15 protein-coding genes are annotated in these 13,935 nt (G+C 54.4%); 11 read left to right on the forward strand and 4 right to left on the reverse strand.

Annotation, left to right across the window (positions count from 1 at the left end; all coding sequences use genetic code 11):
• Window positions 1–86: 86 nt before the first annotated feature.
• Window positions 87–806 (forward strand): acetolactate decarboxylase, encoded by a 720-nt coding sequence (gene budA / locus GSQ82_RS04580; protein ID WP_254061422.1) that lies wholly within the window; start codon window positions 87–89, stop codon window positions 804–806.
• On the forward strand, window positions 806–2,485 hold the full coding sequence (alsS, locus tag GSQ82_RS04585) for an acetolactate synthase AlsS (protein ID WP_158790827.1): 1,680 nt from the start codon (window positions 806–808) through the stop codon (window positions 2,483–2,485). Before budA ends, alsS begins: the two co-directional genes overlap by 1 nt.
• A gap of 162 nt (window positions 2,486–2,647) precedes the next feature.
• Here alsS and GSQ82_RS04590 read toward each other — a convergent pair whose 3' ends face one another.
• Complete coding sequence (locus GSQ82_RS04590) at window positions 2,648–3,076, reverse strand: cupin domain-containing protein (RefSeq protein WP_158790828.1); 429 nt, start codon at window positions 3,074–3,076, stop codon at window positions 2,648–2,650.
• A gap of 398 nt (window positions 3,077–3,474) precedes the next feature.
• Between GSQ82_RS04590 and GSQ82_RS04595 the strand changes: the two genes are divergently transcribed.
• The 3 genes from GSQ82_RS04595 (at window position 3,475) to GSQ82_RS04605 (ending at window position 8,151) form a co-directional block, all read left to right on the forward strand.
• Window positions 3,475–4,068, forward strand: coding sequence for a TetR/AcrR family transcriptional regulator (locus GSQ82_RS04595; RefSeq protein ID WP_158790829.1), 594 nt, complete (start codon window positions 3,475–3,477; stop codon window positions 4,066–4,068).
• Window positions 4,069–4,248: 180 nt separating this feature from the next.
• On the forward strand, window positions 4,249–4,983 hold the full coding sequence (locus tag GSQ82_RS04600) for an SDR family oxidoreductase (protein ID WP_158791301.1): 735 nt from the start codon (window positions 4,249–4,251) through the stop codon (window positions 4,981–4,983).
• A 2,547-nt stretch (window positions 4,984–7,530) separates the two neighbouring features.
• Window positions 7,531–8,151 (forward strand): LuxR C-terminal-related transcriptional regulator, encoded by a 621-nt coding sequence (locus GSQ82_RS04605; RefSeq protein ID WP_158790830.1) that lies wholly within the window; start codon window positions 7,531–7,533, stop codon window positions 8,149–8,151.
• Between the two features lie 38 nt (window positions 8,152–8,189).
• Here GSQ82_RS04605 and GSQ82_RS04610 read toward each other — a convergent pair whose 3' ends face one another.
• Window positions 8,190–8,459 carry a helix-turn-helix domain-containing protein gene (locus GSQ82_RS04610; RefSeq protein ID WP_158790831.1) on the reverse strand — a complete coding sequence of 90 codons (270 nt, stop codon included), beginning with the start codon at window positions 8,457–8,459 and terminating at the stop codon, window positions 8,190–8,192.
• Window positions 8,460–8,821: 362 nt separating this feature from the next.
• On the opposite strand from GSQ82_RS04610, the gene GSQ82_RS04615 reads away from it, so the two are divergent.
• Complete coding sequence (locus GSQ82_RS04615) at window positions 8,822–9,487, forward strand: response regulator transcription factor (protein WP_158790832.1); 666 nt, start codon at window positions 8,822–8,824, stop codon at window positions 9,485–9,487.
• A gap of 240 nt (window positions 9,488–9,727) precedes the next feature.
• Here GSQ82_RS04615 and GSQ82_RS04620 read toward each other — a convergent pair whose 3' ends face one another.
• A complete protein-coding gene (locus GSQ82_RS04620) occupies window positions 9,728–9,874 on the reverse strand; it encodes a hypothetical protein (protein WP_158790833.1) in 147 nt (48 codons plus the stop codon).
• 45 nt (window positions 9,875–9,919) lie between these two features.
• Between GSQ82_RS04620 and GSQ82_RS04625 the strand changes: the two genes are divergently transcribed.
• Window positions 9,920–10,462, forward strand: coding sequence for an RNA polymerase sigma factor (locus tag GSQ82_RS04625; RefSeq protein WP_158790834.1), 543 nt, complete (start codon window positions 9,920–9,922; stop codon window positions 10,460–10,462).
• A gap of 19 nt (window positions 10,463–10,481) precedes the next feature.
• On the opposite strand, the gene GSQ82_RS04630 is transcribed toward GSQ82_RS04625, so the two are convergent.
• Window positions 10,482–10,688, reverse strand: coding sequence for a hypothetical protein (locus GSQ82_RS04630; protein ID WP_158790835.1), 207 nt, complete (start codon window positions 10,686–10,688; stop codon window positions 10,482–10,484).
• A gap of 570 nt (window positions 10,689–11,258) precedes the next feature.
• Here GSQ82_RS04630 and GSQ82_RS04635 point away from each other — a divergent pair.
• The 4 genes from GSQ82_RS04635 (at window position 11,259) to GSQ82_RS24940 (ending at window position 13,750) form a co-directional block, all read left to right on the forward strand.
• The gene (locus tag GSQ82_RS04635; protein ID WP_158790836.1) at window positions 11,259–11,951 is read left to right on the forward strand and encodes a hypothetical protein; all 693 of its coding nucleotides are present in this window, start codon (window positions 11,259–11,261) and stop codon (window positions 11,949–11,951) included.
• Between the two features lie 273 nt (window positions 11,952–12,224).
• On the forward strand, window positions 12,225–12,668 hold the full coding sequence (locus GSQ82_RS04640) for a TlpA disulfide reductase family protein (protein ID WP_158790837.1): 444 nt from the start codon (window positions 12,225–12,227) through the stop codon (window positions 12,666–12,668).
• Between the two features lie 33 nt (window positions 12,669–12,701).
• Entirely contained in the window at window positions 12,702–13,217 is a 516-nt protein-coding gene (locus tag GSQ82_RS24935) for a metallophosphoesterase (protein WP_254061424.1), read from the forward strand.
• Window positions 13,214–13,750 (forward strand): metallophosphoesterase, encoded by a 537-nt coding sequence (locus GSQ82_RS24940; protein WP_254061425.1) that lies wholly within the window; start codon window positions 13,214–13,216, stop codon window positions 13,748–13,750. Before GSQ82_RS24935 ends, GSQ82_RS24940 begins: the two co-directional genes overlap by 4 nt.
• The last annotated feature ends 185 nt before the right edge of the window (window positions 13,751–13,935 follow it).

Genomic DNA, 13,935 nt, shown 5'->3' on the forward strand with positions numbered 1-13,935 from the left:
TCGCTCTGAAAGAACGCTCCAGGACGACCGGCGAATCGATCGCTCGGATTGTTACATCAGCCCTTTCCCGGGCTCTGGAGATACCGGTGCATACGCTGTTTCAGGTCTCCACATCAGGAGCTCTTGTTCAAGGCATCTACGAAAGGGCCGTTTCCAGCTCCTTTCTGCTCAACTACGGCGATTTTGGGCTCGGCACCTTCGACAATCTCGACGGAGAGATGGTCGTGTTGGATGGAAGCATCTATCAGGTGCGCAGCGATGGCACGGTTAGCAAGATTGTCGATGACACAGGAACACCCTTCGCCGTGGTTGTACATTTTCTTGCCGACCAGGACCAAACCATCGAGAACGCTCCGACCTTCGAGGAACTCACAAAGCTCTGTGATCAGTATCGGGACTCCGAAAATCTCTTCTATGCCTTCCGCATTGATGGCCACTTCGAGCAGGTTCGCACTCGCGCCATGAAAGCCACGCTGGACGGACTTCCTCTGGCGAAGGCTGCCGCTATCCAACCGGAATTTGACTTCAGGGACATCGACGGAACCCTCGTCGGACTGTGGTCCCCGCAGTTCTCGAGCGCGCTCAACGTTGCAGGCTACCACTTCCATTTCCTCTCTGAGGACCGAACCAAGGGAGGACATCTGCTTCAGTGCAATGGAAGAGACCTGCGGATACGAGTAGAGAGGCTCAACGACTTCCACCTCTCTCTTCCAGAGTCAGAAGAGTTTCTGCGAGCCGACCTGACAAAAGATACTGCGAAAGAACTTGCCTACGCGGAACAAGCTCACAAAAAGGAAAATCTCTAATGTCCAGTGAACAGAAGCCAAACGATCAGCTTACGGGCGCGGATATTGTCGTCAAGACGCTCGAACAGCAGGACGTGAAATGGGTCTTCGGGGTGCCGGGGGCCAAGATCGACAAGGTCTTTAACACCCTGGTTGACTCTTCCATTCAAACCGTCGTCTGCCGTCACGAACAGAACGCCGCCTTCATCGCGGGAGGTATCGGAAGAATGACCGGCAAAGCCGGTGTGGCAATCGCGACCTCTGGTCCTGGTGTCTCCAATCTAGTCACCGGATTGGCCACGGCAAATACCGAAGGTGACCCGGTGATTGCGCTTGGTGGCGCCGTACCGCTCGCCGACAGATTGAAGAAAATTCATCAGTCGATGGACTCGGTGAATCTCATGCGGGCCGTGACGAAGTACAGCGCAGAGGTTGACTCATCGGAATCGGTCTCAGAGGTAATGGCAGCCGCATTTCGAAGCGCTGAGTCCGACCGGCCGGGAGCGGCCTTTGTGAGTCTGCCCATGGACATCATGGTCGCACCCGCGAAGTGCGAAGTTCTGACCTTGCCGACACACTCCACCCCCGGCCCCGCAGACTCCGAAGCAGTCAAAGAAGCTGCACGTCTGATCAATCAAGCGAAAAGGCCGGTGGTATTGCTTGGTCTGCTGGCGAGTAAGCCGGAGAACGCAGCCGCAGTTCATGCACTGATAGAGATTGGAAAACTGGCGGTGGTAGGGACATTTCAAGCCGCCGGTGCGGTCTCGGCGAATCTTTTCGGCAACTTCGGTGGGAGAGTTGGCCAAATCAACAATCAACCAGCGGATGAGATTCTTGCCTCGGGAGATTTAGTAGTCACGATAGGATACGATCCTGTCGAGTACTGGCCTTCCATCTGGAACAAAGGCAACAAGCGCCCCATTGTGCATCTGGACTCTCTTCCGGCAGACATAGACAACTCTTACAGCCCGACAGTCGAGTTGATTGGAGACATCGCTGGGACGATCCGTCTGTTGACGCCCTTGGTTTCCCACTCCACTCTCGATCCGGCCATCAGGCGATTGCTGGACAAGATAACTGAAGGCCGGGAGGAGTTGGTGCGTTCATCTGCCGCAATGAATGGCGCTCCAGTCCATCCGCTCAGGCTCGTCTCTGAACTACAGAACATCCTCACGCCTGACACGACGCTCTGCCTGGACATGGGTTCTTTCCACCTCTGGATGGCACGACACCTCTATAGCTTCCGAGCGAGACAGATACTGATCAGCAACGGACAGCAGACCTTGGGAGTCGCACTCCCGTGGGCAATTGCAGCTACACTCGTCCGACCAGCAGAAAAGGTCCTGTCGATCTCCGGCGATGGTGGTTTTCTCTTTTCGGGAATGGAACTTGAGACTGCTGTGCGGCTGCAATCCCATCTCATCCACATGATCTGGATCGATGGTACTTACAACATGGTTGCTGTCCAGGAAGAGCAGAAGTATGGCCGCTCTTCTGGCACCACGTTTGGCCCGCTTGATCCTGTGAAGTACGCCGAGGCGTTCGGTGCACGAGGGTTCATGATCCATTCTCCTGATCAAATTAGCTCAGTGCTCAAACAAGCCTTCGACGCCTCTGGCCCCGTTCTGATCGGCGTGCACGTCGACTATCGCGACAATCACAGGCTCTTTGAGCAGGTGAATGAGCGGGCGATGCACTAATTTTCGGCCGAAGTTCTCACTGACAGGCAACAGTGCATATTTCAATCAATGCGCCAGCGGGTTTTGAGAACAGCACAGTCTGACAGGCCACAAGAGAACAGCCGGGCGCGTCACACCATCAAAATGCCATTCGGTGATACTGCCTACACAATCTGCTTGACGTCAGGCGGGATGAATCCCGTCAAGCTCGGGCAGCAACACTACGCTCTCCTGTTCACGGGGGTCGGTCCGCGCGATCACAGCGACGACCGGATCGGTGGCGCTGGGGTTGTAGGGCAGATGCGGAACATCGGCGGGGATGTAAAAGAAGCTTCCGGGCTCTACGATGGAATGGTGCTCGAGGCGTTCTCCATGCCAGACGCCGGAGGTGCCGCTGAGTGCATAGATGGCGGTTTCATGTGTGCTGTGCTTGTGCGCCCGAGCACGGCCTCCGGGCGGAATGGTGACGAGCTGCATGTGGATTGCCTGCGCGCCAACGGTTTCCGCTGATATAGCCACAGCGTACTCGAGGCCCTGTTTGCCGATGTACGACTCGCTTGGATGCAGGACACGGCACAGAGGAAGCGCTGTGGTTTGCGGGGAAGCACTCATTCGTTGGGGTCCTTTATTTTGGGGGAAATCGCAGATATCACTGCAGCCAATTTTATCACTCGGGTTAAGCGCTATTTCAGGAAGAACCCAACTTGCTCTATGTCCTCAATCTCGTTGTTCGAAGCGAATGGTGCCACGGGCCTGACGCGAGACCCAGTAATGTGGACTTCGTACTTGGGAGATATTTCGCACATCGCGGTAGCTGTCCCAATTGTTCGTCTGGTGGGTTCAAGAGCGCTTAGTTCAACGCACACTTCCGGTTGTGAAGAAATCCTCCACGACAGGCAGCGTGGACAGAGTCTCGGCCGGGTCGTCAACCTCCCGCACTGCCAGACGATAACCTATCCAGGTTCTAAACTAAGCTTGGGTAGAACCCTGAAACGAGAAGGAGGCTTGCCGTGACCAAGACGAGAATGGGGCGCCCGCGTGAATTCGACGAGGAAACCGTATTGGACGCCGCTATGAGGGTGTTCTGGGATAAGGGTTACGAAGGAACATCGATGGCTGACCTGGCGAATGTGATGAAGCTTAGCCCGTCCAGCATATACGCGGCCTTCGGTGATAAGAAAGCGCTCTTCCAACGTGCAGCAGACAAGTACGCGAAAGATGCGACCGACTTTTATCAAGGATCACTAGCACAGCCTACCTTCCGCGCCGTGATCCAGGATCTACTCGCCAAAACAGTAGATTATTTAACGACGCCCGGTCACCCCAGGACCTGCTTTACCTTGGGAGCAATGCCGTTTAGCTCGGATACAGAGCCCATTCGCCTCATGCTGCTAAAGGTAAGAAAGCGAGGGCAGGCGGCTTTGAAAGCTCGTCTGGAGATTGCACGAAAGAGCGGCGATCTCTCTAGCGATACAGATGCTGCCGATTTGGCTCGCTTCATTTCCGTTGTCATCGGAGGGCTCGTCATCCAGGCCGAGGGCGGGGCGTCCAAGGCTGAGATGAGACGAACGGCAAGTTTAACCTTGCGTTACCTGGGCTTTTGAGTTTTCACGTACCTCCTGACCGCTAACAGCTTTACGCCTTGTCCGACTGGACTAAGCTTCCTCGCATTAGGTTAGCGAAGCTATTTATGGAATATTGATTCCATAACGACTTATGTTATGTATATTCCATATATGCGCCACGATTTTGGTGGGATAGTCATTCGCAGCAAAGGAGAGCAAATGTCAGAAGTTCTTAAGGGGAAAGTCGCCCTTATCACAGGAGGAAGCAGTGGCATCGGATTGGCCACTGCTGTGCGCTTCGTAAATGAGGGTGCTTACGTATTCATCACTGGGCGACGTCAAACGGAGTTGGACAACGCCAAAACTCTGATTGGTAGAAATGTCACTACGGTGCAGGGAGACGTGACCAAGCTCGCCGACCTCGACGCACTTTACGAGACGATCACGAGAGAAAAGGGTCACCTTGACGTAATCTTTGCGAACGCAGGGGGCGGAGGGTTTGAGCCGTTTGAGGCAGTCACGCCAGAATCGTTCGATGCGACCTTCAATCTCAATATCCGTGGGACCTTCTTCACGATCCAGAAGGGCCTGCCACTTCTGAACGATGGCGCATCCATCATCATGACTGGTTCTATCGCAGCGGTGAAGGTGGTGCCATACCTGGGCACCTATGGAGCGGCGAAAGCGGCTCTTCGGTCGCTAGCACGAACATTGACCGTCGAGCTTAAGGACCGGAAAATCCGGACGAACCTGCTTAGTCCTGGCCCAGTCGATACACCGCCGATGGCGGGATTTCCAAAAGAGGTGCTTGGGGCCATGGTGGCTTCTATTCCATTGGGGCGTATGGCCTCTTCGGAAGAACTGGCCGCCGCCGCCTTATTTCTTGCGTCGAGTGAATCGAGCTTTATAACCGGAATTGAGCTCTTTGCAGACGGAGGTGCAGCTCAAATCTAAGGAATCAAAACGAAGGTGCGTGGAGGCTCTATCCGATCCTCCGGGCACCTTTGTTCTTGCTTTCCGAAACTACGAACGGACGAATCGGGTTAAGGCAGCCACAGATGTTGTCTGCCACGCAGAGCTAGCTGCGATCTTAAACAGAAGGCACACGGTCTCCGCGCTCGAAATATAACCCAATCCAATCGCAGTTGCACTGACTGTAACGACCAGGGCCATAAGGATACAAATTGGAGGGGGGCATTCGTCAGTTCATTTCTGTTGGGCTTGCACTTACTCTGCCGATCAAATCTCGCGCCTGTGGGGCCTCAGCTCACCCGGTCAACGACACAGTGTGGCCGTGCGCTCTGCGCAATGCGGAGGTGTGATGCCATTCCACAGGCGAAACGCATACTTTGAAAGCGCGGAGACCCGAGATCGGCTGATGCGGCTGTGGAAGGTTTCCAAGCGAGAGCTTGGGCTCGGACGCGGCAACAAGTTTTATCTGCCCACTCTGGCGAATCTGGCACGATTCGCTCGGACGTTACATCTGGATACCGGCGGAGCTCTTCGGGCGTTCGGGATCGATCCGAATGTGATTCGGGATACTACCTGGCGTTGGCGTTCCGAACGCACTCGGCCTATCAGCTCGTATGAATTTGATCGCGGAGGGATGATCACGGTTCCTCTTGCATATTCAACGGACGCGTCAGTATGGGAGAGAAATGCTTTTCTCAGCGAATTGGTTCCTCGCTTTCAAAGTGTACCGAGACGGGCGCTTGCGAATGAGTTGTGGCAGAACGCGCAATGCTACTATGCGCGGTTGGGATTGGGAGACTTTAGCTGTCTACCCCTAATACCGCCAGGAGCCTCGCTACAGATCGGGCGAGTCAGTGCGGGCGAGAGGGCGAACCCGGACCCGAAGACGCTTTACTTTATGAAGCTGCCATATGGTTATGGCTGTGGTTACTGTCGTTTATTGCCCGAGGCATTGGAAGTCCATGAGGTTGGCGAAAGATTCCCGCCCAAGCGTTTCCGGTACCTGGGGCCTGCGCTGAGTGAGGACGTCGCCGCGGAACCGGACCCTGGACGCCGAGCGAAACTTGAGGCCGAACGGCTGATACGAATCTGTGAGAATCGGGTCCGGATCTTGGGGAAAATAGTTGCCTTCTATGTTGACTTTGAAGAGCCATGGGCCGAGGCGAACAGGCGGTGTGATGAGCCAAGCGACGTCCCGGCTAGACTGATCGCTGAAATGGGGTCGTTAGCGGAGCTGGTTGAACTGGAGAGAAGACGTTGGAGATGGACACAACATGAGCTGGACGCCTTCTCAGAGCAGATTCACTCCGCAATCGGCTTTACCGTGAGCGGTCGCAGAATCCAGGGAATCGTCAGGAGCGAGACACCTCGCCTGAGCACAGCGGTTGCTCTGAGTGTGTTGTATTGTCATCGCCTGGAGGATGTTCTTGCGAAATGCGGACTACTCCTTCCAGACTCGACGCGCTACGACCTTCAAACGCTCCTGGCTGCGACTTCGGTTGATGACCTACCAACACTTGAGGATTTGGACAGCCGGGTAGGTTCGCCTCCTGAGCCTTTCAGCCGGCATACCGACCTGCTTCGAGAATGGATACAGTTTCCCTCGGTGTTGCCGTCGTTGGAGCCGTCTCTTTCCCTGCGGAGCACGCGAAAGATTTTGCGCCTCAATCAGACTTCACTCTATAAGGGACTTGACCCGCTTTTGCCAACTGGCTCTCTGCTGATAGCAGAGACGCAGTTCCGGAGTCGTTCAATGCTCCGAGAGGAAGAGATGAATCTACCAAAATGGAGACGACCTATCTATGTGTTTGAGACCCGTCGCTTAGGATTGATCTGTAGCCACGCTGCTCGGAACGAAACTGGGGAAATAGTCACTTTGCTCCCTTGCTCCGGCTCAGAACAAGCGCCTCAGATCTTCCGGTCGCAGGATATTGATCTGATCTCCGTGGTGGTTGGTGCCGCTTCGCGCTTTTAGGCAACATATCTCTGATTCCAAAATGAAGAAAAGCACACAAATTTCTAATAGATAATTGGGCTACATGTTGCTAAACCTTTAGAAAGAAATGAATAAGCGTTGAGGCTGCCATCGCTAAACCGATTCACCCCGGACATATTGCAACTGGCAGTAAAATGATTCGACGAACTGGTCCAACCGGTCGTCGCTCCAGATAGAGAGCATTTGGAACAGGTGGTCGCAGTGCGACCGGGTCTTAGGTGTAGTGCCGAGCGATCATGTGCTTTTCCCAGGCTTGTCGAGTTGTGAGTGTTGAATTGTTCGTGACTGTGGAGGCTCAGATCCTTTGATGCGTCGTCAGAGATTCAAGTTTTCAGACTCCCGTATGTCAGCGATCCCCGCGAAATCTGACAATTCAACTCAAAACTTGTTAGCCCATTCCATCGAGGCGCGGAGGGCTAAGGGAAATAGCTATTGCCCCGAGAGCTTGTGGAGAACGTCCTGTGAAGAAGCCTCTTTCCGGCCCCAGACGTGAGGCGCTAGATCGGCTAAAGCGGAAGCCAACGGAGGTCCCCGTGGTAACCGGTCAAGAGAGTGTATCTGGACATTCGCAGACAACGCGATTGCTTTTCTGTGGGGTTCAAAACGATGAGGATCTTAGAAAGTTCAAGGACGCGTTGGGCGAGGTCGATTTTGTTTCCGTCCACTCGACAGAACCGGATGAGGTCTTGCCGTATTGGCGACACTTCATGCCGCACTACACGATTCTCGGTAGCCAGGATGAAGAATCGATCAAGGCCGCTCTGGAGGTTCTGCGTGATGTGGCCGGCAAGGAAGACGATTGTGCCGTGCTGGCGGCCACGATTACGGAGCAGCTCAAACTTGACCGGACGCTAAGCGAGAGACAGGCAGAGATCGTCCGCTATCTCGCGAACGGTTGTAGCAACAAGCAGATCGCCGAGTTCATGGAGGTCCAACCGAGAACCGTCAAGGAATGGCTGACGGAACTGTTCCGTATCTTCTATGTAGGGAACAGGACGGAGCTGGTAGGGCGCTTGAACGAGATCAACTGGGCCGAGTCGGCTGCGTTGTTGAAGATTGATGTCCACAAGAACGAAAAGCTCGAACTGGTGCAACGACCAGATTCCGACGATTGCGACCTCGAAGCGGACGGGACAAGGGGCCGAAAGAAATGACCAAACTACACACGGGAGCTTTGCTCAGAAGCTAATTCCTACTTACGTCTTTTGGGCCGTTTCGGATGGACGTCGTCCGCTTCATTTTCAATGTCGATAAAGAGACTGCTGACGTGAACCTCAAGCCCATTTGCAATTCTTTCGGCCATACCCACAGTGATGTCGGTCTTTCCTCGCTCGATCACCGAAATGTAATTCTGATTTTCTTCGGGGACCATGGCGACGGCCAGATCCAATTGCTTCCATCCTCGTTCTTTGCGCAGTCTTCTGATTCTGCGACCTAAGAGGATGCGAATACTGGTTGCCATCCCTTTAGGATCACGGTATTCTCAAAATCAAATAGCCGGTATACCGGCTATTTGGGGTTGAATAATCTCGACCTAAATCGAGACTTCATGCCCCCTGCTGTATCGTAGCGTTACTGATAACTGTGTCTTTAGAGGATTGGCATTTCGTGGCACCGTGGCCATTTTCTATTCGGCTGAGTAGAGAGATTGCAGGTGTCCGCTTTGGGTTGTTGGCGAAAGGGCAGGGTCAGTAACCCCATCTAGGCGTTTTTGGAGAGCTCCTCAAGATGAAGCGGCGCAGGGTCCTTTTGGTAGATGACGATGATGAGAGTTCGCGAAAAACAGAAAGAGCACTCCGATTTCGCGAATGGGATGTTCTCCGCGTGAGGAAGCTGGACGACGGTCTCTGTGCGCTCAACGAGGGGACCTTCGATACGGTGCTGGTAGATCTCTGCGGCGAAGAGGGACTTCTAGCCGCGCTTTCATTGAAGGGGCATTTGCGGGAGATCGGGAGCCTGGCGTCCGTGCTCATGATTTCGGCAGGCGGACACCTTGAAGAACTGTCCGCTCTCGAGGCTGGGGTAGACGACTGGATCGCGAAGCCAAGCACGCCGGCAGTTGTTGAAGCACGGCTGCGGATTCGGCTTCTCCGTCGTTCGGAGATGCGATCGTTGTCTGCTGGTGCCTTTGAGATTGATCTCGACAGTCACGTCGGGAAGCTGGGGGGGCGGGAGATCTGTTTCACCGAAACCGAGACGAAAGTGCTCGAAGTTCTGCTGGAGCACCCCGGACGCATCGTCAGTAAGATGGCGCTCATTGAGCGGGTATATGGTCTCGGCTATCCAGGAACAGATCATGGTTTACAGAGTGCGGTGAAACGCATTCGTCTGAAGATCGAGGCAAACCCAAAAGAACCTGTCTGTCTCCTCAATGTGCATGGTCAAGGCTACCGATTTGATCCGCCCAAAATTGTGATGTCGATCTCTGAGGCTCCAAAGCGGACTCGATCAGACGAGCGTCCTGCTCCTGAACTCGTAGCGAGTCGTTGATCTGAGCGTACCCTCACGCCAAAGGATCTTTATAGCCAATTGGCTATACCGTGCCGGTAAATAGCGGGTACTGCGACGGATATCCCCGCGCCAAACCTTCTACCATGACATCAAAAAGCGTCTCCGATTAGAAGGGCGCATCAGCGTTGGCTGGGCGCGTGGAGGTCCTATGTCTTCCACGATCCTGCAAACGCTGGACCAGATAAAGATGCTTTTCTTCCAAGTCCCAGAGTTACCAATTCAGCGGTGTCGCCGGGCGAGCATGTTGATTGGAGCAACAGATGGTGGCATCCCAATTCGCTGTTCTACCCACGTCGGCTCGACGGGGCGCGTCCGCAGGTCCTGCTCCTCGCCGCTCAGTCTCTGATTGGCGACCGGACGATTCATCCCAATCCACATATGTCGGCTTACGTCCTTCCGAGGAGAAGCCCTATGTCTAAGAGCGAAGCCTCCCAACGGTCCTGGCGTGATGTCTTTGCAGTGTACGAGAGCAGTTGGCATTCGGTTTACCGTCGTGCGCGATCAATCGCGAGGAACCATCAGGACGCCGAGGATGCAACTCAAGAGGCTTTTCTTCGGCTATACGAGCAAACGGAGTCTGATGAGAGACGGTTTGCGAGTCCGGTGGCATGGGTCAACACCGTGGCAAAAAACCTCATTTTGGAAGGGTTTCGGCGAGCGAAGCGTGAGGATACGATAGACGCTGATGATGCGACCTTGTTTGAGGAGCTTGCCTATCAAGGGGAAACCCCGGAGGAGTCGGCGGTCGCCGGCCAGGAGACCGAGCGATTGCGGTCTGTCCTGTTAGGATTGCCAGCTATAGAACAGCAATGCCTTAGTCTTATGGCAATGGGATGGAACTTCAGGCAGATCGCGAATGCGACAGGGTTGTCGTACCACGCAACGATTGACAAGACGCGCAGAGCACTGAGAAAAGTAGGAAACGGAATTGGGGACGACAGAGCAAATCCATAGCATGTCGAAAAGATCCCATCTAAGCGACGACGTTTTGCTCCTCATCACGATGAGGGAACTTCCGAAGACCGCCAGGCAAGAGGCCGCCGACCATCTTCGTCAGTGTGCGAGCTGCCGCCAAAGGCTGCGCGGATTTTTCGATGTCCGCCGCAACATGCAGCAACTCGGGGATCAGGAGTTGCGCGCCTTCGCTTCGGGAGTCTCCGAGACGGAAGTCAGTAACCATCCGTCTGCGGGAAGAGTTTTCGGCTTCGTTGGGACCTCACTGGCGGCGGTGTTCCTTGTGGTCGCTGGTTACCTTGCGTTAGTGAAACCACGCACAGTCAGCGCAGATGAACTTCTGTCGCGCGCCACTTCGCATGAAACCAACCTCGCTGAGCCCAGACGCTACAGTCTGCGGATGGGCAAAACGAATTGCGTCGATGGCGTACCGGGTCCGAAGGGGGTCTCAGTTGGAAAGCCAAGCCCTTGTGAAAGTATTCGTCGAACGCTGGTGAAAGGGAAATGGGACGTAGCTCACCCGCTGGCTGCCGCTTCCTTTCAGAGTTGGCGACACTCACTCTCGAGGCCCCATGATGTCGTTACTCAAGATGAGAAGACCTGGAAGCTCCGGACTGAAACGGATAGTGGTGAGCTCCGGGCGGCCAGCATCAGTGTTCGCAAATCTGATTACGCACCCCAAGTGATCACGCTTGAATACGCTGGTCTCGAACCGATCTTCATCGAAGAGGCTTCGATTCCCGAGTTTCCAGTCCCAGAAAGAAGCCTGGAGACGGCTTCCTCCGGAGTCAACAAAATGCCTTTAGAAGCGGAGCCTGATCCGCTCGACGTTCGCGAAGTTCGCGCATGGGTGACGTTACATAAGGTAGGCGCGGATTCTGGATGGGAAGCAACGGTGATCCGCCAGCCTGATCGAGTGATTGTGGGTGGCTTAGTAGGCGACGCGACAAGACAGAAGGAGATCGAGTCGGCAATGGCTCAAGTCGATCCGCAGATTGAGATCGAACTTCACACAACGGCATCGGCGACGGCATCGGACCGTTCATTGTTTCCAGAGCGGCAGTTGGGAGCTTCAGCTCCTCCCCTTGCAGAGGACTGGCTGGAGCAGCACTTTCCGGCACCAAATGAGCGAAGTGCCTACTCCAGCCATGTGTCTGAACTGTCGCGGTCGTTGTTGGGTCAGATTTTCTTGTACAGCAAGTTAAACTCGCGCTATCAGGTCCTTCACGCCTGTCCCTGCGCGAAGGATCTTGAGCCTGACCTCTCGTCCCAGCGTGAACGCATCGCTTCTCTCCAGCAGGAGTTGGCATCCATCCTTGCTCCTGTCATCGGTGACCAGGCAGTCCACAAGCCGGTAAGGCCGCTGACATATCCCCAAGTGGTAGAGCTCGACAGACTGGTGCGGAATACATTTACTGCTCAGTCAGAATCCTCAACGACACTCTCCGAAGCCTTGGACGGACTGCGGTCGGGTCTTTCGAAGCCTTAGCAGCGTTCGGTTGCATCCCTTCCGATGAGCGCTAGTGATCTCGGACCGCAATAACTCGTGTGAATTTATTTACATTCCATTAACGAATACCCGACCTGCCAATCATCATGCGAGTACACCTAAGCAATCTTGGTTCGGGGTATCCATTCAGTGAGTCTCTCTTTTCTGCGAATGTCCGCACGATCTCTTTCGTCCTTGTCTTCGGTAACAATCATTGCTTTCGTCCTCGGAACGTCCGTAGTAGCCCTTGGCGCTCAGCCCGATCAACCCACCATGGGTGCGGTTACGGTTGGCAAATCAGCTCCTGCCTTCAGTGTTGTCACATTGGATGGCAAAGAGGTTTCGCTTTCAAACTATAGGGGGAAAGCCCTGATCGTGAATTTTTGGGCGACTTGGTGCGGAGCTTGCAAACTGGAAATGCCCTGGCTGGCGCAGCTCCGCGATGAGTACGCCAACCGAGGGTTTGAGGTAGTGAGCATAGTCACTGACGGTGCCAGTGAAGAAGCTGTAAGGCGGATTGCCGACAAGTACGGTGTGAAGTATACGGTCGCTCGTTGCAATCATAAAACCGCTCAAGCATACGGCGGCCTCCCATATTTGCCGGAATCCTTCTACATCGGCAGGGATGGGAAGGTGATCCTCGCATCTGCCGATGCAGGCTCCAAAGAGGAGATTGAAGCAAACATTCGTAGACTGCTAGGACTTAGCCCCAAATAGTCGGAACGCGGCATTAATAAAGGTGTGGGTCTTATGGATGCTCTTATTTCTTCCTCTACAGTCAGCCGACGTCGATTTCTGCGACAAAGCTTCGGATTTAGCGCACTAGCTACGCTGGGATTTTGGCCGGATACGGTTTTTTCTTTGCCGTCTGACCCTGCCGCTGCGGAACTGCTCATGGTCGGAGACTGGGGATACGACGACGACGACCATGCCGGGCAGTCCTGTGTGGCTGCTGGGATGCGCGAGTATGCGAAGCAACACGAGCTCAAGACGCAGGCTTTACTGATGCTTGGAGACAACTGGTATGGCGACCTTACTGGAGGCGTCCACTCTCCCCGCTGGCAGACACAGTTTGAAGAGATGTATCCGGCCGATGTGTTCGCCTGCCCTGCCTACGCTATACCAGGGAACCACGACTATCAACGTTGGCCCGAGAGCAAGGTAGCTGCCGAGCTGGAATACGCCCGCGTTGGCATGAACGGTGCAAGTCGGACTCGCTGGACCATGCCCTCCCTTTGGCACCGGTTTGGGTTTCGTTTACTGTGAAGAATCCCCTTATCACTTTAATCGCGCTCGATAGCAATATGCCCTTCGATGACGGGAGCCTTGGCAAAGGGCGGAACTTTACGCTGACACCACAGCAACAGGCGGAGCAGCTTGCATGGCTGGAAACGGAACTCGCCCGGCCGCGAACCACGAAATTTCTGGTCGTTATGGGACATCATCCTGTCTACTCGGACGGAATGCATGGCGACCATCCCGTGCTGGTTCGTGATTGGGACCCGCTGTTTCGCAAACACAAGGTCGATCTCTATTTGGCAGGTCATGACCATGACCTGCAACATCTGGAGTTCGAGGGCCATCCGACCAGTTTCTTTCTCTCGGGTGGCGGTGGGGCCGATTTATACGACCTCAAGAACGATCCTTTGCCGCGGAGGAAGTACGCCCAGAAGGTGTATGGCTTCAGTCATCTTTCCGTGACGCCAAAGCAGATGATCCTGCGCCATCTTGATAGTAATGGGCGGCCCCTTCATGCATTCTCCAAGACTCCCCGTGGCAAAATAACGATCTCCACTTAGTGGAAAAGGAGAGCGAGAAGTGAACTCGACTCTTCATTCGGCACACATTTTTGACTAACTGAAGTTCTATAAGCGCCATGCGTATAGTCCAGCGTGACCAAGACGAGTCCGTTGAAGTGTACCGACGCAACTTTATTCGTTCCCTATTAACAAACTCCAACTCCGCCAATCATTACATCAGCACG

The sequence above is a fragment of the Granulicella sp. L60 genome, from assembly GCF_009765825.1.
Classification (GTDB): Bacteria; Acidobacteriota; Terriglobia; order Terriglobales; family Acidobacteriaceae; genus Edaphobacter.